This window comes from Leisingera aquimarina DSM 24565 (assembly GCF_000473165.1).
Lineage (GTDB): Bacteria > Pseudomonadota > Alphaproteobacteria > Rhodobacterales > Rhodobacteraceae > Leisingera > Leisingera aquimarina.
Map to the genome: position 1 here is coordinate 699,636 of NZ_KI421504.1, position 23,915 is coordinate 723,550.

The following is a 23,915-nucleotide window of genomic DNA, read 5'->3' on the forward strand; positions in this document are numbered from 1 at the left end:
AACAGAGCATTGCATTTGCGCCCTCACACCCCATGTTCTGCGACAAGCAAACAGGCGGGAGGACACCATGACCAAATACACCAAAAATCCGGACGCCATTGCCGCCCTCTCCGAGGAAGAGTTCTATGTGACCCAGAACGCGGGAACAGAACGCCCCGGCACTGGCAAGCTGCTGAGTAACAAGGAGCCTGGCATCTACGTCGACATTGTCTCAGGCGAGCCGCTGTTTGCCTCCTCCGACAAATATGAATCGGGCTGCGGCTGGCCCAGCTTCACCAAACCCATTGAGACAGCACATGTGCAGGAACTGGAAGACCGCACCCTCGGCATGATCCGTACCGAGGTTCGCTCCACCCATGGCGACAGCCACCTCGGCCATGTCTTCCCTGACGGTCCGATGGACCGGGGCGGCCTGCGCTATTGCATCAACTCCGCCTCCCTGCGCTTTGTACATCTGGACGAGATGGAGGCAGAGGGCTATGGCGCCTACATCAACCAAGTGGAGGTCGTGAAATGAGCACCACCGAACGCGCCGTCGTGGCAGGCGGCTGTTTCTGGGGCATGCAGGAACTGATCCGCAAGCGCCCCGGCGTCATCAGCACCCGCGTCGGCTATACCGGCGGCGACGTGCCCAACGCCACCTATCGCAATCACGGCACCCACGCCGAAGGGATCGAGATCATCTTCGACCCCACCGTCACCTCCTTCCGGGAAATGCTGGAGCTCTTCTTTCAGATCCACGACCCGACAACCCTGAACCGCCAGGGCAACGATCTGGGGATGAGCTACCGCTCGGCGATCTACTACGTGGACGAGACGCAAAAAGCTGTGGCCAAGGAGACCATCGCCGATGTCAACGCCTCCGGCCTCTGGCCCGGCAAGGTGGTGACAGAAGTCGAACCTGTTGGCGACTTCTGGGAGGCCGAGCCTGAGCATCAGGACTACCTGCAGCGGCTGCCCACTGGCTACACCTGCCACTTCGCGCGCTCCGACTGGGTGCTGTCGAAACGCAACGCTGCCGCGGAATAGGCTCTAATAAGGCAGTTCAAGCCCCCGCCGTACTCGCGCGGGGCTCTTTCACGTGCCGGACACCCAGAAAACATCCCAGCTTCTTCTGGCCCCAATCCGGCAGCAGCCTATTCAGCCGCCACCCGCGGCCGCCCGCTGGCTTCCACGGTCAATGTCCCCTCGACAAACACCTGCCGCGATTCCACCTGCGCGGTGCGGATATCCCGCTCCACATGCATGTGTATGTCCTCGGCGCCGGCTGCTTCCGCCGCACCGCGGGCCTCTTGCGCCAGTGCCGCCTCCAGCGCCGCCAGCGCCGCGTCCGAAGCCGGGAAATCCGCCGGTCCGCTTTCCAGGTGCACCCGGTACTTGCCCTCCGAAGGCGAAGTCACGGTGCCGCTGCGCCGCATAGTGACCCGGCCCACTACCGCGCCAATGGCGTTGGCCACGCCCGCGTGCTTCGGCAGGATCATGTTGCAATGCAGACGCTCCCCCACCGCTGGGTAATAGCTGGGAGCAGAGGCGCCAAGCCCGACAACATCCACGTTCAGCGCCGCATTCAGCGCCAGCAGCCCGCGGTGCTTTGCCAGCCCTTTTTGCATCAGCACATGCCGCGCCAACTGTTCCGCCGGCAAACCAAAATCTTCGGCCTCCTCGGAGAAAGCAGACTCTAACAAGGTCAAAGCGGTCTGTTCAGTCAGCTGATCAATAATCATCTGCGCCAGCATTTCTGCATCTTTAGCCACCATGTCGCCGCTGCCCACCCGGCGCCGGGCAAACAGCGTCAGCGCCTTCTCTGCCGCTTCCCGGTCCCAGGCATCAACGCGGCCCAGCACATGACTGGCGTCCGAAGGCGTCACACCGGAGACCTGCACCAGCCCGCGATCCACCAGCCGACCCAGCGAGCCGTGCTCCATCCGGGTGCGCAGGATCTGGCCCAGCGGGTGCACCTGCATCCCGATCCGCGCCAGCAGCCCGGCCTCCCGCTCGCTCAGGCCCGCCACCGGCACCCCTGGCACCGCACGCACGAACCGTCCGTCAAACTCGCCCACGGTCGAATTGCGCAGCTGCTCATCCAGCGCCGCATGCACCACCTCAGGCGCATCCGTGGCGATCAGCGACACCGGCACCACCCGCCGCGGCCCCAGGGTGAGCCCGCCTGACAGCCCGCTGGTGACCAGATGCACCTGACTGTCACCGCCCAGACCGGTGGTGCGCATCGCCACGGCTTCGACCATTGTGCGAAAGGCACCGACTCGCGCGCCCGCCTGATCAATCGCCGGCTTGCCGTCCTTGATCAGCGCCACATCCGTCGTGGTACCGCCAATATCGCTGACCAGCGCATGATCCGCCCCGGTCATCCAGCGCGCGCCGACGATCGAGGCCGCCGGGCCGGACAGGATGGTCTCAATCGGCCGCTCCCGCGCCTGCTCGCCGCTCATCAGCGCGCCGTCGCCGCGCACCACCATCATCGGCGCCTCGATGCCCAGATCCAGCAGCGTGTCCTGTGCCCGACCGATCAGACGGTCGATCATGCCAATGAGACGGGCGTTCAACACTGCTGTCACCGCCCGCTTCGGCCCGTTCAGTTTGGCCGACAACTGGTGCGAGCAGGTGGCCGGAGCGCCGGTCAGTTCGTGAATGATCCGTGCCGCCTCAACCTCATGCGCCGGATTGCGAGTGGCAAAAACCCCGGCGACGGCAAAACCCGTCACCCCCTGGCCTTCGGTGCGCAGAAACATCTCCAGCGTTTCCGTATCCAAAGGGGCCGCCTCACTGCCCGCATGGGTGTGGCCGCCGCCAATCACCAGCGCCGGATCCCCTTTCAAAGCCTCCCGCAGCCCGTGCCGGTCGAGATCCGACTCGGCAAAACCGATGTAAATCAGCGCCACCCGGCCGCCCTGCCCCTCGACTAGCGCATTGGTGGCCAAAGTGGTCGAGAGCGCAGCCAGAGATACCTCCTCCGGCTGCACCCCGGACTGCTCCAGCACCCCCCGGATCGCACCGCCGACGCCTATCGCCAGATCCTGGCGCGTGGTCAGCGACTTGGCCGAGGCTATTACTTCCTTCTCGTCGCGGATCAGCACCGCATCCGTATAGGTTCCGCCCGTGTCCACACCCAGCAACAGCGCCATGCCCAGCCCCTTTCAATCTCTGTTCGCCGGACCGGGTGTAACGCCTATTTGCGGCCCGTCCATCCTGTTTGCGTCACGAAATTTGTTGAACCGCCCATCGCGCCGCGTCCGCGACTGCCGGATCAGGGTCCTCCGTCAGCCCGCGCGCCACGCCCCGCAGTTCCGACTGGCCGGAATTGCCGATGGCATACAAAACATTACGCACAAACCTGTCCCGCCCGATGCGTTTTATCGGCGAGCCGGAGAACATCGCCCGGAACGCGGCATCATCCAGCACCGCAAGCTCCGCCAGCTTTGGCGCCTTCAACTCCTCCCGCGCGGCATAGCGCATGTCGCTGGCCGCCACCGCAAACTTGTTCCACGGGCAGGCTGCCAGACAGTCATCGCAGCCATAGATCCGGTTGCCCAGTTTCCCGCGCAGTTCTTCGTCTACCGGCCCCTTATGCTCGATGGTCAGGTAGGAAATGCAGCGCCGCGCATCGACCTGGTAGGGCGCCGGAAAAGCATCGGTCGGACAGCTGTCCAGGCAGACCCGGCAGGACCCGCAGCGGTCCGGCTCTGCCTGATCCACCGGCAACTCCAGCGTGGTAAAAACAGACCCTAAAAAGGCCCAGTTTCCCCAGTCCCGGCTCACCAGATTGCTGTGCTTGCCCTGCCAGCCCAGTCCCGCCGCCTGACCCAGTGCCTTTTCCGGCACCGGTGCGGTGTCGACAAAGACCTTCACCTCGCAATCCCCCCCGGCCTCCGCAATCAGCCAGCGCGCCAGCCGTTTCAGCCGCTTCTTGACCAGGTCGTGATAATCCTTGTTACGGGCATAGACCGAGACAGCTCCGCGGTCTGCCTGGCCCACCACTGCCATCGGATCCTCGTCCGGCGTGTAACTTTCCGCCAGCATGATCACCGACCGCGCATCCGGCCACAGCTGCGCCGGATCGCCCCTCCAATGGATACGCTCCGCCATCCAGCCCATCTGCCCGTGATACCCGGCCTCCAGAAACGCCTGCAGGCGCCCGGGCACCTGCGGCACGTCCCACGGACGGCAGATCCGGCAGGAGACAAACCCCTCGGCCAGTGCTTGTGCTACCAGCCGTTCTTTCAGCGCTGCACTCATTTTCTTTCTGGTCCCAAATACCTCGGGGTGAATTGGGCCACAGGCCCAAGAGGGGCAGCGCCCCTTGCCCCGTTGATATCAGAAATCCAGATCAGTGTAATGCGGCGGCGGACGGAAGCCCGGCACCTGATCCGCCAGGATCGACCGGAATGCGGGCCGCGACTTGATCTTGGCGTACCAGTCCTTGACCACTGCCGAGCGGTTCCAGTCCACATCCGAGATGTAATCCAGCGACGACAGATGCGCGGCAGCGGCAAAATCCGCCAGCGTCATCATGTCCCCGGCCAGCCAGCGCCGGTGGTCCAAGAGCCAGGCCATGTAATCCAGGTGGTATTTGATCGCCTTGGCGCCTGCCTTGACATTGCGGCTGTCGGGATAGCCCTCACCGGTGATCTTCTTGTTCACACGCTCATACAGCAGCTTGGAGGTCACCTCGTGGTGGAACTTGTCATCGAACCAGTTCACCAGGCGGCGCACTTCGTACTGGCCTTCGGCATCCTTGGGCATCAAGGGCGGCTCCGGCCTTGTGTCCTCCAGATATTCGCAGATCGCCGCGCTTTCGGCCATCATCTGGCCGTCCAGCCGGATCACTGGCACCTTGGCCGCTGGGTTGCGGCGCAGGAAATCGGGATCCTGCTCCCAATACCGTTCCTCGACCAATTCAACCTCGATCTTTTTTTCCGCCAACGACAGCCGCACCTTGCGGCAATAGGGGGACAGCGGAACGTGGTACAGGCGAGCCATGGCTAAGGGGTATCTCCAAAAACAAAACAGCGGATGCCCCAGCAATGCCTTGGCCGGTGCAAAGATTCAATCCTCGAAACATTCCGCCCGCCCGTCTGCGCGAATGGTAGCCGCACCATCGGCGATCTGTGCGGCGCGGCGCTGCACGAAACCGCTGGGCCGGCGGGCAGAGCGATCTTTGGGATTGGGCAGCACAGCGGCAATCAGCGCTGCCTGGCGCGCGCTCAGCTGATCCGGGCCAACACCAAAGTATTTGCGCGCAGCGGCTTCGGCGCCAAACACACCTTCGTCCATTTCGGCGACGTTCAGATAGACCTCAAGAATCCGCCGCTTGCTCCAAACGATCTCCACCGCCGGGGTCAGCAGCGTCTCCAGCACCTTGCGCGGCCAGCTGCGGCCTTGCCACAGGAACACGTTTTTGACCACCTGCTGCGAAATGGTCGAACCGCCGCGGGCACCGCCCGCCTCAATCGCCGATTGAATGGCACGGGCATCAAACCCCCAGTGACGGCAAAACTGCGCATCCTCGGCCGCTACCACCGAGCGCGCAAGGACCGGAGCGATCTCACCCAGCGGCACCCAAATCCGGTCCACTTCACCCAATCGGCGCTGTTCTGCCCAGATGGTGTGGGTGATCGGCGGGGTCACCACCGAAAACAACAGGATGAGGAAGAAGAAAACCGCCGCAACAGCCAGCACCACGCGCAGCAGCCAGCGCCGCAGCCAGCGAAGGGGTTGTACCTTCAGCTTTACTGCCTTCTTGCTGCTCTTGGCTTTCTTCTTTTTCGCAACTGCCTTTGCCATGCCCCTCTATAGGCCAGGATGCCCCCGGCAACCAACCGCCAAAAAGAAAACCCCGCAAGCATTTGCCTGCGGGGTCGATTTTCAAGTCTCTAACTTGGCTTATTCCGCCGGAACCGCTGCCTGTTCCTGCATTACCGGATGCGCCAGTTTGTCGAGCATCTCCTTTGGGCAGACCTGCAGGAAATTGGCCTTCTCGATGTCCCAATGCTGCAGGATTTCCGCCGCCTTGCGGCTGCCGGTTTCATCCAGATGGCGGGCAATCAGGTCTTTCAGCTCCGCCTCCCAATGCGCCACGGTGACCGGGCAGGTGACCAGCGATTCCATGTTCATCATGGTTTCCGCTTTGCCGTCGGGATCGTAAAGATACGCCATGCCGCCGGTCATGCCCGCGCCGAAGTTGGCGCCGATGCTGCCGAGGATCACCGCCACACCGCCGGTCATGTATTCACAACCGCAGGCGCCGCAGCCCTCGATCACCACAGAGGCGCCCGAGTTGCGCACCCCGAACCGCTCGCCTGCGCGGCCCGCGGCAAACAGGTAGCCGTCGGTTGCGCCGTACAGAACGGTATTGCCGATGATGGTGTTTTCCGACGCGTTCAGCGGGCTGACCTGCGGCGGGCGCACCACGATGGTGCCGCCAGACAGACCCTTGCCGACATAGTCGTTGGCATCGCCAGACACTTCCAGCTTCAGCCCCGGCGCGGCAAACGCCCCCAGCGACTGCCCGGCAGACCCCTGCAATTTCACCGTCAGGTGGTCCGGCTGGAACGAATTCCGCATACCGAAGTTGCGCACGATATGGCTGGAGGTGCGGGTGCCCACGGTGCGGTGGGTGTTCTGCACCGCATAAGACAGCTGCATTTTCTCGCCGTCCTGCAAGAAACGGGCGGCGTCGCGCACAATCTCCGCATCCAGCGTGTCCGGCACTGCATTACGGTCCTTGTCGCGGTTATATACGATATTGGCCGAGCCATCGACGGTGATCAGCAGCGGGTTCAGGTCCAGGTCATCCAGATGCGCTGAGCCGCGCGAGACCTGCGCCAGCAAATCCGCCCGTCCGATCACCTCATCCAGGCTACGCGCACCGATGGAGGCAAGGATCTCCCGCACTTCCTGGGCATAGAAGGTGATCAGGTTCACCACCTTGTCCGCGTTGCCGGTGAACTTGCCACGCAGCGCCTCGTCTTGAGTGCAAACGCCAACCGGGCAGGTGTTCGACTGGCACTGGCGCACCATGATGCAGCCCATGGCAATCAGCGCCGCGGTGCCGATGCCGTACTCCTCGGCGCCCAGCATGGCTGCCATCACGATATCGCGGCCGGTGCGCAGACCGCCATCTGTGCGCAGAGTCACCCGCTCGCGCAAGTTGTTCATTGCCAGCACCTGATGCGCCTCGGTCAGGCCCATCTCCCACGGCAGACCCGCATATTTGATCGAGGTCGCAGGCGACGCCCCGGTGCCGCCGTTGTGACCCGAGATCAGAATCACATCGGCCTTTGCCTTGGCCACGCCCGCAGCAATAGTGCCAACGCCGGAGGACGCCACCAGCTTCACCGTCACCTTGCAGCGCGGGTTGATCTGCTTCAGGTCATAGATCAGCTGCGCCAGATCCTCGATCGAATAGATATCGTGGTGCGGCGGCGGCGAGATCAGGGTCACACCCTTGGTCGAGTGGCGCAGGCGGGCAATCAGGTCGGTGACCTTCATGCCCGGCAGCTGGCCGCCTTCGCCGGGTTTCGCACCCTGGGCCACCTTGATCTCCAGTTCTTCGCACTGGTTCAGATATTCCGCAGTGACGCCAAACCGGCCCGACGCCACCTGCTTGATCTTCGCAGACGGGTTGTCGCCGTTTGGCTCCGGCACAAAATGCGCCGGATCTTCGCCGCCCTCGCCGGAGTCGGACTTGGCACCGATCCGGTTCATAGCCACGTTCAGGGTCTTGTGCGCTTCGGGGCTCAGCGCGCCCAAGCTCATGCCCGGCGTCACAAACCGCTTGCGGATCGAGGTGATCGATTCCACTTCCTCGATCGGCACAGCAGTGCCCAGCGGCTTGATGTGCAACAGGTCGCGCAGGTGGATCGGCGGGTTCGACTGCATCTTCGCCGAATACTGCTTCCACAGCTCAAACGAGGCTCTATTACAGGCCATTTGCATCATATGCATCGAGGTCGCTTCCCAGGCGTGGGTCTCGCCCGACTTACGCGCTTTGTAGAAACCACCGATCGGCAGCACGCCTTCAGCCAAGGTCCAGGCCTTGGCGTGGATCTCCTCCGCCTTGGTCTGGATACCAGTCACACCGATGCCAGAAATGCGCGAGGTCATGCCCGGGAAATACTCGGCACACATGGCGCGCGACAGGCCCACGGCCTCAAAATTCAGACCGCCGCGATAGGATGACACCACCGAAATGCCCATCTTGGCCATGATCTTCAGCAGACCCTGGTCGATGGCCTCACGGTAGCGCGCGACGTTCTCGGTCAGCGAGCCGTCCAGCAGGCCGCGTTCAATCCGGTCAGCCAGCGAATCCTCGGCCAGATAGGCGTTCACCACGGTGGCACCGCAGCCGATCAGCACCGCAAAGTAATGCGGGTCGATGCACTCGGCGGACCGCACGTTCAGCGAGCAGAAAGTGCGCAGCCCTTTGCGGGTCAGATGCGAATGCACGGCGGAGGTCGCCAGAATCATCGGCATCGCAACCTTGTCCGCGCCCGAGAACTGATCGGTCAGCACGATATGGCCGGCACCCGAACGCACAGCCTCCTCGGCCTCGGCCCGGATCCGCTCCAACGCAGCGCTCAAGGAACCACGGCCCGGCGCAAAGCTGCAGTCGATCTTGGCCAGCGGCGCGTTCAGCTGGTCCACCAGCTTGTCCCACTGGGCGTTGCCGACAAAGGGGCTCTCCAGCACGATGATCTCGGTCTGGCTGCTATCCTCGTCCAACACGTTCTTCAGGTTGCCGAACCGCGTCTTCAGCGACATCACCCGGAATTCGCGCAAACTGTCGATCGGCGGGTTGGTCACCTGGCTGAAGTTCTGGCGGAAGAAGTGGCTCAGCGGGCGGTACATCTTGGACAGCACCGCAGACGGCGTGTCATCACCCATTGAGGCCAGCGATTCCTTGCCGTCCTCAGCCATCGGCGCCAGGATCTGCTCCAGCTCCTCGATGGTATAGCCGGCAGCAACCTGACGGCGGCGCAGCTCTTCGCCGGTGAACAGCGGCTGCTCGGTGGCACTGGCCAGGGTGGTGTCCAGATCGTTGATCCGCTTGACCCAGTCGCCAAACGGCAGCGCACGGGACAGTTTGTCCTTGATCTGCTGGTCGTTGAACAGCTTGCCTTTCTGCATGTCCACCGCCAGCATCTGGCCCGGACCCAGCGCGCCCTTTTCAACCACTGATGCTTCGTCAATCGGCACCATGCCCGCCTCGGAACCGGCAATCACCAGCCCGTCGCCGGTCACCACATAGCGCATCGGGCGCAACCCGTTGCGGTCCAAGCCGGCACAAACCCAGCGGCCATCGGTCATCGCCAGCGCCGCAGGGCCGTCCCAAGGCTCCATCACCGAGTTGCAGTAGGAATACATGTCGCGCCAGGCCTGCGGCAGCTCTACCGCCTGCTTGGACCAGCTTTCCGGTACCAGCATGGTCTTGGCCATCGGCGCCGACCGGCCCGCACGCACCAGCACCTCGAACACACCGTCCAACGCGGCAGAATCCGACGCACCGCCCGGCACAATCGGCTTGATGTCTTCGGCATGGTCGCCAAAGGTCGCCGACGCCATGCGGATCTCATGGCTTTTCATCCAGTTCAGGTTGCCCTTCAGAGTGTTGATCTCGCCGTTATGGGCCAGCATCCGGAACGGCTGCGCCAGCCACCACTGCGGGAAGGTGTTGGTGGAATAGCGCTGGTGATAGATCGCAAAGGCAGATTCAAAGCGCTCATCTATCAGGTCCGGGTAGAACACCGCCACCTGCTCGGCCAGCATCATGCCCTTGTAGATGATCGACCGGCAGCTGAGTGAGGCAATATACAGGCCCGAAATAGCCGCGGCATTGGCCGCCTTCTCGACCCGGCGGCGGATCACATACAGTTCGCGCTCAAAGGTTTCCTCGTCCACGCCCTTGGCGTTGGAGATCAGGATCTGCTCGATCTCGGGGCGGGTCGCGTTGGCCTTTTCGCCCAGACAGGTCACATCCACCGGCACATGGCGCCAGCCGTAGATGGAATAGCCCATGCGCAGAACTTCGGTTTCCATGATGGTCCGGCAACGCTCCTGCGCGCCGAAATCGGTGCGTGGCAGGAACACCTGGCCCACCGCCATCAGCTCATCCTGGCGCGGCTCGTGGCCGGTGCGACGGATCTGGTCATAGAAGAACGGAACCGGGATCTGAACATGGATGCCCGCGCCGTCGCCGGTCTTGCCGTCGGCATCCACCGCACCGCGGTGCCAGATCGCCTTCAGCGCGTCGATGCCGGCCTCAACCACCCTGCGGCTCTTCTTGCCGTCAACCGAGACCACTAGCCCGACGCCGCAGGAGGAATGCTCTTCCTCCTCGGAATACAGGCCATTTTCAGCCATCCACTTGCGCTTGGTTTCTTCGGCGCGCACCCAATCGGCATCAAATTTGGTCATTGGCTGTTTCCTTCTACGGAGGGGGCAAACATCTCGATCACGTCAGCGCCGGTCAGTTTCCGGCTGCTGCTGTCGAACCCGTAGCCCGCTGGCTTCTTGTCGATGTAAAGTTCTAGGCGCAATTCATTGCCGCCTGCGTTTTCAAACAGGCCAGCCGACATCTGCGTCTGGCCCTTATGTTCTCCTGCGGTCATCCGGTACCAGAGCGCCGATCCGCATTTGCCGCAAAACGCCCGCTCAGCCCAACCGGAGGACTGATAGGTCTGCACCGGCCCCAGCGCCGCATAGCCGCTGGCAGCCTGAAAGCTGAGGTAAGGACCGCTGGCCCAGCGCTGGCACATCTCGCAATGGCAGGCCGACACAGACTCGCGCGCCGGGGTGGCGGTGACGGTCACCGCGCCGCACATGCATTGTCCCTGCAATTCACTCATGTCCATCTTCCTTCTGCTGACCTTGCTGCGGTTCGCTCGCTGTTCCGCCGGTGCACAGGGGGTGCACAGACGGTGTACAGGGGGTGCCGGGTTATTCCGCCGCCACCGCGGCCTTGCTGTTCAGCTTCTCCAGGATTGCTTCGGCACAGTCGCGGCCGTCCTTGATCGCCCAGACCACCAGCGATGCGCCGCGCACGATGTCGCCCACCGCATAGACGCCGTCCAACTCGGTCGCACCGGTCTTGAACGCGGTCTTGACTGTGCCCCAGCGGGTCACCGGCAGCTCCGGCTGGTTCCACAGGACAGGCAATTCTTCCGGCTCAAAGCCCAAGGCTTTAATGACCAGATCAGCCTCTTCCACGTAATCCGCGCTTTCGATCACCTCCGGCGCCTGACGGCCCGAGGCATCCGGCTGGCCCAGGCGCATCTTCTGCACCATCACGCCAGCGACCTTGCCGCCCTCGTCGGTGAAGCCTTTGGGCGCCGACAGCCACTCAAAGATCACGCCTTCTTCCTCGGCGTTCTGGGTCTCACGCTGCGAGCCAGGCATGTTGGCGCGGTCGCGGCGGTAGAGGCATTTGACCGAGGTCGCACCCTGGCGGATCGAGGTCCGCACACAATCCATCGCGGTATCGCCGCCGCCAATCACCACAACCTTCTTGCCCTCGGCATTCAGGTCGCCGTTGTCAAACTCCGCAACCTCGTCGCCAAAGCTTTTCTTGTTCGAAGCGCACAGGAAGTCGATCGCCTTGACGATCCCTTCAGCGCCGCTGCCCGGCATTGCCAGATCGCGCGATTTATAGACGCCGGTGGCGATAATCACCGCGTCATGCTTGCCCCGGATCTCCTCAAACGGGATGTCCTCGCCCACGTTGCAGTTCAGCTTGAAAGTCACGCCGCCGTCGGCCAGCAGCTTGTTGCGGCGCTCCACAACTTCCTTTTCCAGCTTGAAGCTGGGGATGCCGTACATCAGCAGCCCGCCGGCGCGGTCATAGCGGTCATAAACGGTGACCTGCACACCGGCCTTCCGCAACATGTCCGCCGCCGCCAGCCCGCCGGGGCCGGCACCGATGACGCCGACGCTCTCGCCGCGCTCCGCCAGCGGTGCTGCCGGTTTCACCCAGCCGTTTTCCCAGGCGGTGTCGGTGATGTATTTCTCGACCGAGCCGATGGTCACGGTGCCATGGCCCGACTGCTCGATCACGCAGTTGCCTTCGCACAGGCGGTCCTGCGGGCAAATCCGGCCGCAGATCTCCGGGAAGGTATTGGTGGCCTGCGAGGTCTCGTAGGCTTCTTCCAGGCGGCCGGTTGCGGTCAGGCGCAGCCAGTCAGGGATGTTGTTGTGCAGCGGGCAGTGGCTTTGGCAATAGGGCACACCGCACTGGCTGCAGCGGCTGGCCTGCTCTTCCGCCTTAACCGCGGCGTACTCCGCGTAAATTTCATTGAAGTCTTCCTTGCGTACACTTGCGTCACGCTTTTGAGGCATGTCGCGTTCGATCTGCACGAATTTCAGCATCGGTTGCTTGGCCACGGGCTGGACTCCATCGTTTGTCTGGCTGCGCAGGCACCTTTGCAGGTACGGGTACGCTTTTATGTCAACTGTGCTGACCTATTTTGCCAGCGCTTGATTTCTGATACCGTGTTTCACAGAAATGTACAGAGTTATTAAGTCCGAATCGGACCTTAATATCCGCTTTCCAATCCAGAGCCGGGATTTATACAGAGTCACGACAGTTTACGGTCCGTCCGCGGCCAGCGAAGGATGATTTCAGCATGCCGCTTTTTCAGTTGATCCTAGTTGCGTTGATCCAAGGCATCACCGAATTCCTGCCAGTTTCCTCCTCCGGCCATTTGATTCTGCTGCCCGGTTTGACCGGGCTGGAGGATCAAGGCCAGGTAATCGACGTCGCTGTGCATGTCGGTACGCTGGCCGCCGTGATGATTTATTTCTGGAGCGAAGTACGCGAAGGACTAGCAGGCCTGCCACGTGCCTTGACCGGCCGTACGGATACGCCGGGATCCAAACTCTCCCTGGGGCTGATCATCGCAACTGTTCCCACAGTCTTGTTCGGTGCTGTGCTGCATTACACCGGCCTCAGCGATGCACTGAGATCAATGACAGTAATCGGTTGGACCATGCTGGGCTTCGGGCTGGTGCTGTACTGGGCCGATCAGAAAGGCGCCGAAGTGAAGCAGGCTGGCGACTGGGGTGTCCGTGATGCGCTGGTCATGGGACTATGGCAGATGCTGGCGCTGATCCCAGGCACCTCGCGCTCGGGCATCACCATCACTGGTGCGCGGCAGCTGGGCTATACCCGCGAGGATGGCGCCCGCATTGCCATGCTGATGTCGATCCCGACCATCATCGCCTCAGGCGTACTGCTGGGAACCGAGGTGGCGCTGGAGGCCAACACCGCACTGGTACGCGACGCGGGCATTGCCGCCGTGCTGGCCATGGTGGCGGCGCTGGCCGCACTTAGTCTGATGATGCGGCTGCTGCGCTCGGTCAGCTTTACGCCTTATGTGATCTACCGGGTGATCCTGGGTGCTGTCCTGCTGGCCATCGCCTACGGCAGCTGAAACTGAAACGAAAAGCGCGGGGACAACCCCGCGCATTTTTATCCTTGAACCGATAATAGTATCAGGCGCCGTTGCGCAGATTCCGGGCTGAGTTGGTCATCTCGTCATACTGGCCGGAGGGGCGGAATTTCCACAGGTAACCCGGCAACACCGAACCCACGGTCACCGGGCTGATACCTAGATCACAGAATCCCTTGGCGCCCTCGGACACCACATTGTCCGCCTTCAGGCTCCGCAGCTGGTCGCGGGTCAGCACTTTGTTCTCAATCAATTGAAAACTGGCCGCCTGCAGCATGTCGAACCCGAAGGCCACCAGCCAAGCGGCAGGGCGCGGCAGCGACAGGATCAGGCGGCGTCGGTGGATCACCTCAAGCATCTGCACCATAAGCGCTCGGAAGCTTTTCACTTCAGGACCGCCAAGTTCGTAGATGCCACCTGCGGTCTCGCCCAATGCCCCCTTAACCGCGGCCTTGGCCACATCATCGACGAACACTGGCTGGAAATTGGTATCGCCCGCCGCGATCGGAAGCACCGGCGACAGCCGGGTCATGCCTGCAAAACGGTTAAAGAAGCCGTCCTCGGTCCCGAAAATTACCGACGGACGCAGAATCACCGCACCGGGAAAGCTCTGCAGAACCGCGGCTTCTCCAGCGGCTTTGGTTTTGGCATATTCGCTGGGACCGTCCGCATCGGCGCCAATCGCCGAGATATGCACCAGGCTGGGAATCCCCTGCTGCGTCGCGATGCGCGCAATACGGCCTGCGCCTTCGGCGTGGATGGCACCAAACGTGTTTTTGCTCAATTCATTCAGGACACCTACGCAATTCACAACTGCATCTGCGCCCTGCATCACCGCAGCAACAGACATATCATCGCGGATGTTGCAGAACACCGGTTCAACCTGGCCTGGAACGCCGTAAGGCTTCACATGCATGGCTTCGTTGGGACGACGCACAGCCACCCGCACCCGCCAGCCTTCTTTGGCCATGCGCCGCGCAATGTAGCGGCCCACGAAACCGGATCCGCCATAGACCGTGACCAGTTTGGACATCATTTGGCTCCTGAACTTAGCTGCTCCTAAGCTCTAGCGCCGCAAGGGGCGCCAAACAAGGCGCAAAACGGGGGCTGCGGCCACAATGGCGGCAGAAACTGCAAGAGCCGTTAACAGATTTCAGTGAATTGGACGGGTTGGTTAACACTGCTTTCAACTCTTCAGCGCTAGAATGGAGTGATGCAGCGGTAACACCTGTATCTGCACGTGTTCAGGAGGTCAATTTCAATGGTTTGTGAGTAGGACAAACGCTGATCCGGCTAAGCTTTGAAAGCGAGCGGATGAATATCGAAGCCTTTGTGCCGGCGTTCTACGGAAATTTCTTTGCTGTCTGCCCGGATATCCGGAGCCTGTTTCCCGGCGACCTGATCCCGCAAGAAGGAAAACTGCTGGCCTCGCTGACCCATATCGCCGAAGCGCTGGATGACTCCGAACCGCTGGATTCGATCTTGCAAACGCAAGGTGAAAAGCATCGCAAACTTGAGGTGTCAGATGCCCATTGCCATGGCGTCATAAGCAGTTTCACCGTAAACGCGCCATTGATACCGCAGCTTATGCAGCTTGAGCGTCTGTCTCGGAGGTCATTGGCGCCCAATTCCACGGCAGCAATTCATCCAGCCGTTTGATCTTGTGGTCGTGGATGCGGTCGAGGATGTCAGCGATATATGCCTGCGGGCCGAGACCGTTGAGCTTGGCGGTCTCGATGATGGTCATGGCGCGGGCCAAAGTTTCCGCCCCAGTGTCTGCTCCTGCGAAGAGCCAATTTTTCCGTCCGATTCCGATGGGGCGCAGGGCACGCCCGGCTGGATTATTGTCGATGGCCACACGCCCGTCGGTCAGGAACTGGCTAAAGGCGTCCCGACGGCTCAGACCATAGCGGAAAGCCTTGGCCGGCCCAGCATTTGACGCGCTGCACGGCGGGCCTCTGCGGGCCGGCCGTTGATGCCGCGCTCGATGTCATAGAACTTGCCGATCCGGTCGAACGCCTCGCGGGCGATCTCAGATTTGGTCGAGGTCCAGAAGTCGTGGAAGTCTCGGCGCAAGTAAGTCCAACAGGCCGCTTCGCGCAAACGCCGAGTGCCATCGGGACCAGGCTCGTAGAGCTTGGCATACCCCTTGCCAACACGCTGGGTCCGGACTGGAACAGCGAAACACAGCAAGCCTGGGCAAGATTCCTGACTCATGTGGCATTTAAGAGGGACTTTCTTACTAGACGATAGGGCGGCCTGGACCGACATTCCGGCCTAGCTTGGATATTCGGCGGTTTTCCGTTTGACGCCCCTCTCGAACCGGCTTATACGCCGCTCCCACGACACCTGCCCAGGTGGCGGAATTGGTAGACGCGCTAGCTTCAGGTGCTAGTGTCCGTATGGACGTGGAGGTTCGAGTCCTCTCCTGGGCACCATTCCCGATTGTCAAAATGAGCTGCGACTCCGGCGCTGCATTCGCCGTATTCTCAGAGTTTCTTTTTCTTAAGGCTGATGGCCGCCCATCTCTGAGAGTGGAAGGTACGGCCGGAAATCCTGCCGTACCTTGTTATAAATATTATCTCAATTCGGCTCTTTGATCTGGTCCTGAGACTCTGACACTGGTTCCTGACCGGATTCCAAAACCTCAGCCACTTCCACCGTCTCCGAGACCTTCTCTTCCGGCGCACCAGTGATCAGCGGCAGCATATGTGCTGCTGCAAGACTGGCAACTTCCGGCGTTTCCGGCCGCTTCCAGGACAGGGTATCAAAGCTAGCACAATGCTCGCAAACCGGCGCCCATTCCGCGTGAATATGGTTGCAGCTATCACAGACCCATTGCGGTCCGCGCGGAGAGGTCAGCGCCTTGGCCAGCCAGCCCTGCACCACCTTGTCACCAGCACCTTCGCCACGCTCAATCGCAGCCATCAGCGTCAACCCACGAGCGTCGGGTGCACGCTCGGCCAGATCATTCAGCCAGCGGCGGGCTTCGGGGAAGTCTTCGGCGACAATGTTCAATTCGGCCATAATCAAACGGGTCTCGTCATCCTGCGGTTTGAGCCGGGCCAGCTGATCAAAACGTTTGACGCGCTCGGCGGCGCTTTCCTCCGGCTCGATTTCTGCAAAGGCATGAGCCAGATCAGGGTGCGGCTGGCTTTCCCAGGTCTTTTTCAGCAGCCGGGCCGCCGGGCGTTTCTTGCCCTTGGCGATATAGGCGCGGGCGGCCATTGCCGCGGCCGGCACGAGATCCGGCGACAAGCGGTTGGCCTCGATTGCCTGCTCCTGCTGCTCGACCGTCGCGCCTTCGTCCAGGATCCCCTTGGAGGATGACAGCGCCAGCACCGCGTCGCGGCGCTTGAACACGTCGCGCGGCAGGGTGCCGGTCTTAAGCTTGGTGGACAGTGTCTTGCGGGCACCGGCCCAATCCTCGGCCTGAGCCTGCAGACGTAATAGCGTATCCTGCACTTCCTCATGCTTGGGTCGCAGCGACAGTGCTTTCTCGGCCAACTGGAGGGCTGTCTCCGTGTCGCCTTCGGACAGTTTCTGCTTCATTATCCCACGCACACCGACAAAACGGGTCGGCTGGTTCGACAGCAGCCGTTTATAGGCTTCGGCCGCTTTGCGAGTGTCACCGCTCATCTCCGCAGCCTGTGCCACCAACAGATCAGTCAGATCCGGCTTTTGCAGGTATTTCTCTGCCCGCGCCGCCTTGGCCAGCGCCAGACGCCCCTCACCCGAGGCAAGCGCCATCAGACCATCGGCCAGTGCCTGATAGCCTTTGCGCTCGCGCCCCTTGTCCCAATACCGTGACAAGGCGGTTTCATCACCATTCAAAAAATGCAGGGTGGCAACCAGAAGCGACAGCAGCTTGAGGAACAGCCAGACTCCAAAGACCAGTACGCCCAGCGCTATCACCGATTGCAGCGCACCCAGAGTATATTCAGTGCCGGCTACGGTGATCTGCACCCCGCCGGCGGTTTCCATCAGCAGGCCTCCGCCAAATGCCAGAAGCGCGATAATCGCGACGAAAACGAGGATCTTTAACAACGACCAGAGCATGGCGGCTTCCTTATTTGGCTTGCAGGCTTTGGGCCAGATCAGCGGCGGCAGTCACAGCTGCCACCCGCGCGTTTGCCGCGGCTTCCCAGCTGGACAGGGCAGCGCGGGCAGAGCCGGGCAGGGCAGAAAGTTCTGACAATGCTTCCTGCAGCTTCCCCCCGGCCACAGCCGCTTCGGCACGGGACAAGACCGCATCCGTATCGTCCCCTTCGCGAGGGGTGACAGAGCGGGCACCCAGATGGCGATTCACGTAATCGAGCAGGCCGCTGCCCTTCTTAGTGTCTTCCCGGGCTGAGGCCAGCGCCTCGCGGGCAGCCGGGGTAAACCCGTCCCGCAAGGCAGAAAGCGAGGCTATTCCGCTCTCCGCAGGACCGGACAAGACTTCCGGAACATCAACACCGAGGGCCGCAAGCTCCTGCACACTGGCCGCATAGCTGTTACCGGTGTCCAAGGCAGAACGCAGCTGCGCCAGCTGCGTCTGAGCGCTGGCAATCCGTGCGGCCTCGGCACTCGCCGCGTCCATCGCCTGGGCGTCTGCCAGCATCTGTTCGACTTCGGAACGCTGCGCCGCAAGGCTGTCCTGCAGCTTACCCAGCTCGGTTTCAAACGCGGCCACAGCTTCGGGCGAGGCGCCTTCCAAAGGCCGGGTTTCCAGCGCCGCAACGCGGGCGGTCAAAGTCTCCAAATCCGCACGCAGCATCGCGTCCGGGGCCTGCGCGGTTTTCAGCGGTTCAATGTCGGCGGCAAGAGCTTGGATCTGCGCAGTAAAAGGCGACAAGTCTGGCGCCGGGTTAGCCTCAACCTGCTGCTTCAACGCGGCCAAGGATGCCTGCAGGTCCGATTGGCGGGTTTCCAGTACCGTCAAATCTGTGCCCTGGTTTTGCAATGAAGCCGGCAAGACACTGTCAAGCCAACCGCCCTGGCCGGCAATAAATCCAAAAACCGCAGCCACGGCACCGCCCAGCACAGCAGAGCCGAAACCGCCGCGCTTCTCCACCACCCGCTCGATTTCACGAGGCTGCTCTGCGTGAGCAACTGGCTCTGCCGGTTCAAAGGCGGCTTTTTCTTCCGGGGCCTCTTCCCAACCAGAAACCGCGGTCTCGGTCTCGGTCTCGGTCTCGGTCTCGGTCTCGGTCTCGGTCTCGGTCTCGGTCTCGGTCTCGGTCTCGGTCTCGGTCTCGGTCTCGGTCTCGGAAACCGCGGACTCCATGTCCTCAGATACGTCAACCGCCTCGGTGGCGCTTTCGTCAGCCACATCCCGATCAAGCGCTTCAGCAGTGTCCTCAATCGGATGAGATTCTTCGGGGCCAGGCTCAATCACGTCTTTCGGATTTTTCTTGTCAGCCACGCCGGCCTCCCCCTCGATTCCTAAAATACATTCCTGCGAACACGCCGGACACTACTCTGCGCGCCCCTTGCCCTCAAGCCGCGACAGCTGCGCTGCGGCATCAAGGACAGCCTCTGCCATGGCTTCAGCATTGGGTTCCTTACTTACGCGCAACACCTTGCAATTCAAGCTTTTCAATGGCTCTGCAACAACCTGGCTCAGCGCAATCAAGTGCAAATGCACAGCATCCCCGCACAGACTGGCAAAATGACGCGCAGTTCTGGGAGAAAAAAGCGGCACGATCACATCATTTTGCGCAGAAAGCACAGCCTGCGCCTCGCCTGACAACGGCAGAAGTACCTGATCATACACGGTTTGCGCACGGCAGGGGATACCGCCATTAGTAAGCCTTTGTGCAATCCCGCCCCGGGCATGGGTGCCCCGCAAATGCAAAAGCGGTGCTTCTGGCGGTTGTTGCAGCATTCTTTCGACCAATTCATCCGCGCATTGCCCCAGGCCAACCGCCTGCCAGCCGGCGTCCGCAGCAGCCCTGGCGGTGCGCTCGCCAACACAAAAAGCCGGCAGACGGGCAGCAGTTTCACGTGAAGCGGCCTCCACCCCGTTGGCCGATGTGAATATCACGCCTTTCACGCCATCCAGGCTGACTTGCGCCTGTGTCGACCGGATCTGCATCAGCGGCGCATAGATCACTTGCAGCCCAGCACGTGCCCCTTGGGGCAGCCCGGCCACAAACTGCTTTGCCACTGGCAGCGGGCGTGTCATCAGCAAAGGCACCATCGCGGGCTCCCGGGATTGTTTGCAAGCCGCTTAGGTGGTAGCCCCGGCGGCAATGCGATGCAACGGTAAGGCCATGACAAAGACCCTGACAATTCTGGGGCTGGAGAGCAGCTGTGACGATACCGCCGCCGCCGTGGTGCGGCAATCGGAGGGCACCCAGCCCGAAGTTCTTTCTTCGGTCGTGTTCGGCCAGACGGAGTTGCACAGCCCCTTTGGCGGCGTGGTGCCGGAGATCGCTGCGCGTGCCCATGCCGAAAAGCTGGACATTTGCGTGCGCGATGCGCTGGTCGAGGCCGGGCTGACCTTGAAAGACATGGATGCGGTCGCAGTGACCGCCGGCCCCGGGCTGATTGGCGGAGTCATGTCTGGCGTTATGTGCGCCAAGGGCATTTCTGCGGCAACCGGCCTGCCGTTGGTCGGAGTAAATCACCTGGCCGGTCACGCGCTGACGCCGCGGCTGACCGATGGGATTGCCTACCCTTACCTGATGCTGCTGGTTTCCGGAGGGCACTGCCAATACCTGCTGGTGCGCGGACCTGAGGATTTCACCCGGCTCGGCGGCACTATCGACGACGCCCCGGGCGAAGCGTTTGACAAAACCGCCCGCCTGCTGGGCTTGCCGCAACCCGGCGGACCCTCGGTGCAGGCAGAGGCGGAGAACGGCGATCCCAAGCGCTACCGCTTTCCCCGCCCCTTGCTGGACCGGCCGGATTGCAACTTGTCCTTTTCAGGCCTGAAAACTGCATTGATGCGGATGCGTGACCAAATCGCGGCGGAAAAAGGCGGCCTTTCCCGACAGAACCGGGCTGATCTGTGCGCCGGTTTCCAGGCCGCTGTGGTGGACACGTTGGCCGAAAAAACCCGGCGCGCTATCCGCCTGTATCTGGAAGAACAACCTGCGCAACCTACCGTTGCCGTTGCCGGCGGGGTTGCAGCAAATACTGCCATTCGCGCCGCGTTAGAGACTGTTTGTGCCGAGGCAGGCGCCACCTTTACCGCACCGCCGTTGCGGCTGTGCACCGATAATGCGGCGATGATCGCCTATGCCGGCCTGGAACGGTTCAAGGCCGGCGCCCGCGACGGGCTGGATCTGACCGCCCGCCCCCGTTGGCCGCTGGATCAAAGCAGCCCGGCACTGATCGGATCCGGCCGAAAGGGAGCCAAGGCATGAGCATTTCTATACTGGGATCCGGCGCCTTCGGCACAGCTTTGGCAATCTCATTGGCAGGCAAAGGCCCTGTGACCCTGTGGGCGCGCAACGCGATGAAAGCTCAGGCGATGCAGGATAGCCGCCGCAACGGGACCCGGCTGCCGGGCGTTGAACTGCCCAAGAACCTTTTGATCACTTCCGACATTGTGAAAGCCTGCGAATCCGGCGTCCTGCTGCTGGCGGTACCGATGCAAACGCTGCGTGGTGCCTTGGAACAGCACAAGGATCACCTGACCGGAAAGACGCTTGTCGCTTGCTGTAAAGGGATCGAGCTGGACTCTGGCCTCGGCCCGGTAGCGGTCATCCAGGAAGTTCTCCCAGGTACCTGTTCAGCGCTGCTGACGGGGCCGAGCTTTGCCGCGGATATAGCGCGCGGGCTGCCAACCGCACTAACCCTTGCCTGCAACGATCCAGCGCAAGGCAAGGCATTGCAGGAGCAGCTGACTACGGCCAACCTGCGGCTCTACCGCACCACGGACACCATTGGAGCCGAAATCGGCGGCGCTTTGAAAAACGTGATGGCAATTGCCTGTGGAGCGGTCATTGGGGCCGGGCTGGGCGACAGTGCCCGCGCCGCACTAATGACGCGCGGGTATGCCGAAATGCAGCGTTTGGCACTGGCTTGTGGAGCAAAATCAGAGACATTGGCCGGGCTTTCCGGCTTTGGCGATTTGACGTTGACCTGCAGTTCCGACCTGTCCCGCAACTACCGTCTTGGACTTTCCATTGGCCGGGAGGAGGATTTCGATTCCACCATCACGGTCGAAGGGGCAGCCACAGCACGGGCAGTTGCAGAGCAGGCCCAGAGGATGGCTCTGGATATGCCGGTCACACTCACGGTAACCAATTTGCTCGATCAGCGCTTGACGATTGGCGAGGCAGCGGCACATTTGCTTAAAAGACCATTAAAAGAGGAATAAAATGCTCATCGCATTGATCGCTCGTGACAAACCCGGCCATTTGCAGACCCGGCTGGACAACCGTGACGCCCATCTAGCCTATATCAACGACACCGGCGCCGTAGCGCAGGCAGGCCCGCTGCTGGATCAGGATGGCAATATGGCCGGATCTCTGGTTATTCTGGACGTTGAAGACATGGCTGCAGGCGAGGCATGGGCGGCAAGCGACCCATACAATAAGGCCGGCCTGTTTGAAGCTGTCGAATTGATCACCTGGAAAAAGGTCATCGGCTGATGCGTTACTGGCTGTTCAAATCCGAACCCTCTACCTGGAGCTGGGACAACCAAGTCTCCAAGGGCGAGGAAGGCGAGGAATGGGACGGCGTGCGCAACTATCAGGCGCGAAACTTCATGCGTGAAATGAAGATCGGCGACCGTGGGTTTTTCTATCATTCCCAGAAAGAAAAATCCGTGGTCGGCATTGTTGAGGTCTGCGCCGAGGCCCATCCTGACAGCACCACCGAAGACGACCGCTGGGAGTGCGTCGACATCAAAGCAGTGCGGCCTTTTTCTAAGCCGGTTTCATTGGATCGGATCAAGTCCGACCCGCAGTTGGAAGAGATGGTATTGGTCAGGAACTCCCGCCTGTCGGTGCAGCCGGTGAGCGAGGCGGAATGGTCTGCCATTTGCGCGTTGGGAGAGACAGATCCCAGCTGATCTGTCAATCTGCTCCTAAGTGGCTGAAACCATTTAGGAGAACAGTATGGAATTTCTGAGTGTGATCGTGGCGGCTGCGGCGGCATTTGCGCTGGGGGCAGGATATTACGGCGCCCTCGCCAAACCGTGGGTCGAGGCCGCTGGTGTTGAATGTGATGAAGACGGAAACCCGAAGGGCGGTCAGAGCCCAATGATTTTTGCGATGGCTTTTTTCTTGCAGTTGATCGTTGTTGGCATGATGCGCCATGTGTTCACTCTGTCCGGCATCGAGAGCCTTGGCGCGGGCCTGGTTGGCGGTGCAGGTGTCGGACTGTTTTTCATCAGCCCCTGGATGGCCTTGAACAACATGTATGGGATGCGGCCGGTGAAGCTGACGCTGATTGATGGCGGCTATGCGACGCTGGCCTGCGCAATTGCTGGCCTGGTACTGAGCCTGTTCTGAATTGAAAAAGGGAAGGACCTGAAGACAATCAGGACCTTCCCTTCCACCCCGCGTGCTCCACTATCCACCACACGCGTTTGAAAATCTGGTACCTGGCCGTCCTGGCCGGTGTTTTATGTGTAGCTCTTTGAAACACGATTCCGCAAATCAATAACCCTGACAATGCGAACTAAATCAGCGACGCCGGAAGCCAGGCACAAAACCCCGGGTCTCACTGCGGAAATTGTGAAGCCTCTTGACAGATCGTAATATTATTTAACATTATTGTTAATATAAGGTATCTCCAGTCAGGAAAGGCACGCAATGCCTGTAAACTTCCCTAGCGAGAGCGCCGCCTACCGCACAGCCCGCAATGAACTGTTGCAAGCTGAGCTCGCTTTGCGCGCACAAACCGAAAAAGTTGCCGCCCTGCGCCGGGCTTTGCCTGCCGGCGGGCGGGTTGCGGAGACTTATGAATTCCGCAGCACCAGCGGTGCTTCGGCATCCCTGCTGGACCTGTTCGGCCAGCACAGTGCCCTAGCGGTTTATTCTCTGATGTACGGGCCGGATAGCAAGGCCGCCTGCCCGATGTGTGCAGCGATTCTTGATGGCTGGCGCGGGCAAGTGTCCCATGTGCACGCGCGCATGGGGTTTGCGGTTGTCGCGCAATCGTCGCCGGAACGGCTTGCAGCACTGCAGATCGCAAAGGACTGGCAGGATCTGCCGCTCTATTCTGCTGCGGGTAGCAGCTATCAGCAAGACTACTTGGGTGAAAGCAGCGAGGGCGCGCAGCTGCCGATGCTGCATGTCTTTACCCGATCAGAGGACGGTATCCGGCATTTCTGGGGATCGGAGATGCTCTTTGAGCCAAGTCCCTGGCAGCCGCGCCATGTAGATGCACTATGGCCGATGTGGAATCTGTTCGACCTCACCCCTGAGGGGCGCGGCGACCATATGCCCAGTCAGCGCTGATCCGAGGCCCGGCAATAGAGAAGCGCCGCCGGATTGCTCCAGCGGCGCT

21 protein-coding genes, 1 tRNA gene and 1 pseudogene are annotated in these 23,915 nt (G+C 61.4%); 11 read left to right on the plus strand and 12 right to left on the minus strand.

The features are described from left to right. Positions 1 to 67: 67 nt before the first annotated feature. Together msrB and msrA are read left to right on the plus strand one after the other, a co-directional pair. Positions 68 to 517 carry a peptide-methionine (R)-S-oxide reductase MsrB gene (gene msrB / locus AQUI_RS0107300; RefSeq protein ID WP_027256925.1) on the plus strand — a complete coding sequence of 150 codons (450 nt, stop codon included), beginning with the start codon at positions 68 to 70 and terminating at the stop codon, positions 515 to 517. Then, a complete protein-coding gene (gene msrA, locus AQUI_RS0107305) occupies positions 514 to 1,029 on the plus strand; it encodes a peptide-methionine (S)-S-oxide reductase MsrA (RefSeq protein ID WP_027256926.1) in 516 nt (171 codons plus the stop codon). Before msrB ends, msrA begins: the two co-directional genes overlap by 4 nt. Positions 1,030 to 1,136: 107 nt before the next feature. On the opposite strand, the gene AQUI_RS0107310 is transcribed toward msrA, so the two are convergent. From AQUI_RS0107310 to AQUI_RS0107340, 7 genes are all read right to left on the minus strand, one after another. After that, entirely contained in the window at positions 1,137 to 3,143 is a 2,007-nt protein-coding gene (locus tag AQUI_RS0107310) for a hydantoinase/oxoprolinase N-terminal domain-containing protein (protein ID WP_027256927.1), read from the minus strand. Positions 3,144 to 3,216: 73 nt separating this feature from the next. Beyond that, positions 3,217 to 4,254: a tRNA epoxyqueuosine(34) reductase QueG gene (gene queG / locus AQUI_RS0107315; RefSeq protein WP_027256928.1), complete on the minus strand. Its 1,038-nt coding sequence runs from the start codon at positions 4,252 to 4,254 to the stop codon at positions 3,217 to 3,219. Positions 4,255 to 4,332: 78 nt separating this feature from the next. Beyond that, the gene (fzlA, locus tag AQUI_RS0107320) at positions 4,333 to 4,998 is read right to left on the minus strand and encodes an FtsZ-binding protein FzlA (RefSeq protein WP_027256929.1); all 666 of its coding nucleotides are present in this window, start codon (positions 4,996 to 4,998) and stop codon (positions 4,333 to 4,335) included. Between the two features lie 66 nt (positions 4,999 to 5,064). Then, the gene (mtgA, locus tag AQUI_RS0107325; RefSeq protein ID WP_027256930.1) at positions 5,065 to 5,802 is read right to left on the minus strand and encodes a monofunctional biosynthetic peptidoglycan transglycosylase; all 738 of its coding nucleotides are present in this window, start codon (positions 5,800 to 5,802) and stop codon (positions 5,065 to 5,067) included. Between the two features lie 99 nt (positions 5,803 to 5,901). Beyond that, complete coding sequence (gltB, locus tag AQUI_RS0107330) at positions 5,902 to 10,434, minus strand: glutamate synthase large subunit (protein WP_027256931.1); 4,533 nt, start codon at positions 10,432 to 10,434, stop codon at positions 5,902 to 5,904. Next, positions 10,431 to 10,865: a GFA family protein gene (locus tag AQUI_RS0107335; RefSeq protein ID WP_051371998.1), complete on the minus strand. Its 435-nt coding sequence runs from the start codon at positions 10,863 to 10,865 to the stop codon at positions 10,431 to 10,433. Before AQUI_RS0107335 ends, gltB begins: the two co-directional genes overlap by 4 nt. Before the next feature lie 91 nt (positions 10,866 to 10,956). Next, the gene (locus AQUI_RS0107340; RefSeq protein ID WP_027256933.1) at positions 10,957 to 12,396 is read right to left on the minus strand and encodes an NAD(P)-dependent oxidoreductase; all 1,440 of its coding nucleotides are present in this window, start codon (positions 12,394 to 12,396) and stop codon (positions 10,957 to 10,959) included. A gap of 242 nt (positions 12,397 to 12,638) precedes the next feature. Between AQUI_RS0107340 and AQUI_RS0107345 the strand changes: the two genes are divergently transcribed. Beyond that, on the plus strand, positions 12,639 to 13,445 hold the full coding sequence (locus AQUI_RS0107345) for an undecaprenyl-diphosphate phosphatase (protein ID WP_027256934.1): 807 nt from the start codon (positions 12,639 to 12,641) through the stop codon (positions 13,443 to 13,445). Positions 13,446 to 13,506: 61 nt separating this feature from the next. Here the strand turns inward: AQUI_RS0107345 and AQUI_RS0107350 are convergent, their stop codons facing one another. Further along, positions 13,507 to 14,496, minus strand: a complete 990-nt coding sequence (locus tag AQUI_RS0107350; protein WP_027256935.1) for a complex I NDUFA9 subunit family protein — start codon at positions 14,494 to 14,496, stop codon at positions 13,507 to 13,509. Between the two features lie 281 nt (positions 14,497 to 14,777). On the opposite strand from AQUI_RS0107350, the gene AQUI_RS30635 reads away from it, so the two are divergent. Continuing rightward, a complete protein-coding gene (locus AQUI_RS30635) occupies positions 14,778 to 15,122 on the plus strand; it encodes a globin domain-containing protein (RefSeq protein ID WP_156916791.1) in 345 nt (114 codons plus the stop codon). Here the strand turns inward: AQUI_RS30635 and AQUI_RS29805 are convergent. After that, a pseudogene (locus AQUI_RS29805) lies at positions 15,049 to 15,614 on the minus strand (IS66 family transposase); the annotation flags it as partial. The gene AQUI_RS30635 and the pseudogene AQUI_RS29805 overlap by 74 nt on opposite strands. A 200-nt stretch (positions 15,615 to 15,814) precedes the next feature. Between AQUI_RS29805 and AQUI_RS0107370 the strand changes: the two are divergent. After that, positions 15,815 to 15,901 (plus strand) — tRNA-Leu (locus AQUI_RS0107370). Positions 15,902 to 16,046: 145 nt separating this feature from the next. On the opposite strand, the gene AQUI_RS0107375 is transcribed toward AQUI_RS0107370, so the two are convergent. From AQUI_RS0107375 to AQUI_RS0107385, 3 genes are read right to left on the minus strand one after another with little or no spacing between them, the layout of a single operon-like run. Further along, positions 16,047 to 17,522 carry a heme biosynthesis protein HemY gene (locus tag AQUI_RS0107375; RefSeq protein ID WP_027256939.1) on the minus strand — a complete coding sequence of 492 codons (1,476 nt, stop codon included), beginning with the start codon at positions 17,520 to 17,522 and terminating at the stop codon, positions 16,047 to 16,049. Between the two features lie 10 nt (positions 17,523 to 17,532). Continuing rightward, a complete protein-coding gene (locus AQUI_RS31485) occupies positions 17,533 to 18,870 on the minus strand; it encodes a hypothetical protein (RefSeq protein ID WP_027256940.1) in 1,338 nt (445 codons plus the stop codon). 51 nt (positions 18,871 to 18,921) lie between these two features. Next, positions 18,922 to 19,632 carry a uroporphyrinogen-III synthase gene (locus AQUI_RS0107385; RefSeq protein ID WP_245596883.1) on the minus strand — a complete coding sequence of 237 codons (711 nt, stop codon included), beginning with the start codon at positions 19,630 to 19,632 and terminating at the stop codon, positions 18,922 to 18,924. A gap of 88 nt (positions 19,633 to 19,720) precedes the next feature. Here AQUI_RS0107385 and tsaD point away from each other — a divergent pair, with 88 nt between their 5' ends. The 6 genes from tsaD (at position 19,721) to AQUI_RS0107415 (ending at position 23,866) form a co-directional block, all read left to right on the plus strand. Then, complete coding sequence (gene tsaD, locus AQUI_RS0107390) at positions 19,721 to 20,818, plus strand: tRNA (adenosine(37)-N6)-threonylcarbamoyltransferase complex transferase subunit TsaD (RefSeq protein WP_027256942.1); 1,098 nt, start codon at positions 19,721 to 19,723, stop codon at positions 20,816 to 20,818. Continuing rightward, positions 20,815 to 21,777: an NAD(P)H-dependent glycerol-3-phosphate dehydrogenase gene (locus AQUI_RS0107395; RefSeq protein WP_027256943.1), complete on the plus strand. Its 963-nt coding sequence runs from the start codon at positions 20,815 to 20,817 to the stop codon at positions 21,775 to 21,777. The genes tsaD and AQUI_RS0107395 overlap by 4 nt, the downstream gene beginning before the upstream one ends. A gap of 1 nt (position 21,778) precedes the next feature. Continuing rightward, entirely contained in the window at positions 21,779 to 22,051 is a 273-nt protein-coding gene (locus AQUI_RS0107400) for a YciI family protein (protein ID WP_027256944.1), read from the plus strand. Next, complete coding sequence (locus AQUI_RS0107405; protein WP_027256945.1) at positions 22,051 to 22,473, plus strand: EVE domain-containing protein; 423 nt, start codon at positions 22,051 to 22,053, stop codon at positions 22,471 to 22,473. Before AQUI_RS0107400 ends, AQUI_RS0107405 begins: the two co-directional genes overlap by 1 nt. Positions 22,474 to 22,519: 46 nt before the next feature. Continuing rightward, a complete protein-coding gene (locus AQUI_RS0107410) occupies positions 22,520 to 22,915 on the plus strand; it encodes a DUF1761 domain-containing protein (protein WP_027256946.1) in 396 nt (131 codons plus the stop codon). Positions 22,916 to 23,218: 303 nt separating this feature from the next. After that, on the plus strand, positions 23,219 to 23,866 hold the full coding sequence (locus tag AQUI_RS0107415; RefSeq protein ID WP_051371846.1) for a DUF899 family protein: 648 nt from the start codon (positions 23,219 to 23,221) through the stop codon (positions 23,864 to 23,866). The last annotated feature ends 49 nt before the right edge of the window (positions 23,867 to 23,915 follow it).

Coding starts and splice junctions, on each gene's coding strand:
- msrB (WP_027256925.1), top strand. CDS start 68: ATGACCAAATACACCAAAAATCCGGACGCCATTGCCGCCCTCTCCGAG.
- msrA (WP_027256926.1), top strand. CDS start 514: ATGAGCACCACCGAACGCGCCGTCGTGGCAGGCGGCTGTTTCTGGGGC.
- AQUI_RS0107310 (WP_027256927.1), bottom strand. CDS start 3,143: ATGGCGCTGTTGCTGGGTGTGGACACGGGCGGAACCTATACGGATGCG.
- queG (WP_027256928.1), bottom strand. CDS start 4,254: ATGAGTGCAGCGCTGAAAGAACGGCTGGTAGCACAAGCACTGGCCGAG.
- fzlA (WP_027256929.1), bottom strand. CDS start 4,998: ATGGCTCGCCTGTACCACGTTCCGCTGTCCCCCTATTGCCGCAAGGTG.
- mtgA (WP_027256930.1), bottom strand. CDS start 5,802: ATGGCAAAGGCAGTTGCGAAAAAGAAGAAAGCCAAGAGCAGCAAGAAG.
- gltB (WP_027256931.1), bottom strand. CDS start 10,434: ATGACCAAATTTGATGCCGATTGGGTGCGCGCCGAAGAAACCAAGCGC.
- AQUI_RS0107335 (WP_051371998.1), bottom strand. CDS start 10,865: ATGAGTGAATTGCAGGGACAATGCATGTGCGGCGCGGTGACCGTCACC.
- AQUI_RS0107345 (WP_027256934.1), top strand. CDS start 12,639: ATGCCGCTTTTTCAGTTGATCCTAGTTGCGTTGATCCAAGGCATCACC.
- AQUI_RS0107350 (WP_027256935.1), bottom strand. CDS start 14,496: ATGTCCAAACTGGTCACGGTCTATGGCGGATCCGGTTTCGTGGGCCGC.
- AQUI_RS30635 (WP_156916791.1), top strand. CDS start 14,778: ATGAATATCGAAGCCTTTGTGCCGGCGTTCTACGGAAATTTCTTTGCT.
- AQUI_RS0107375 (WP_027256939.1), bottom strand. CDS start 17,522: ATGCTCTGGTCGTTGTTAAAGATCCTCGTTTTCGTCGCGATTATCGCG.
- AQUI_RS0107385 (WP_245596883.1), bottom strand. CDS start 19,632: ATGACACGCCCGCTGCCAGTGGCAAAGCAGTTTGTGGCCGGGCTGCCC.
- tsaD (WP_027256942.1), top strand. CDS start 19,721: ATGACAAAGACCCTGACAATTCTGGGGCTGGAGAGCAGCTGTGACGAT.
- AQUI_RS0107395 (WP_027256943.1), top strand. CDS start 20,815: ATGAGCATTTCTATACTGGGATCCGGCGCCTTCGGCACAGCTTTGGCA.
- AQUI_RS0107400 (WP_027256944.1), top strand. CDS start 21,779: ATGCTCATCGCATTGATCGCTCGTGACAAACCCGGCCATTTGCAGACC.
- AQUI_RS0107405 (WP_027256945.1), top strand. CDS start 22,051: ATGCGTTACTGGCTGTTCAAATCCGAACCCTCTACCTGGAGCTGGGAC.
- AQUI_RS0107410 (WP_027256946.1), top strand. CDS start 22,520: ATGGAATTTCTGAGTGTGATCGTGGCGGCTGCGGCGGCATTTGCGCTG.
- AQUI_RS0107415 (WP_051371846.1), top strand. CDS start 23,219: ATGCCTGTAAACTTCCCTAGCGAGAGCGCCGCCTACCGCACAGCCCGC.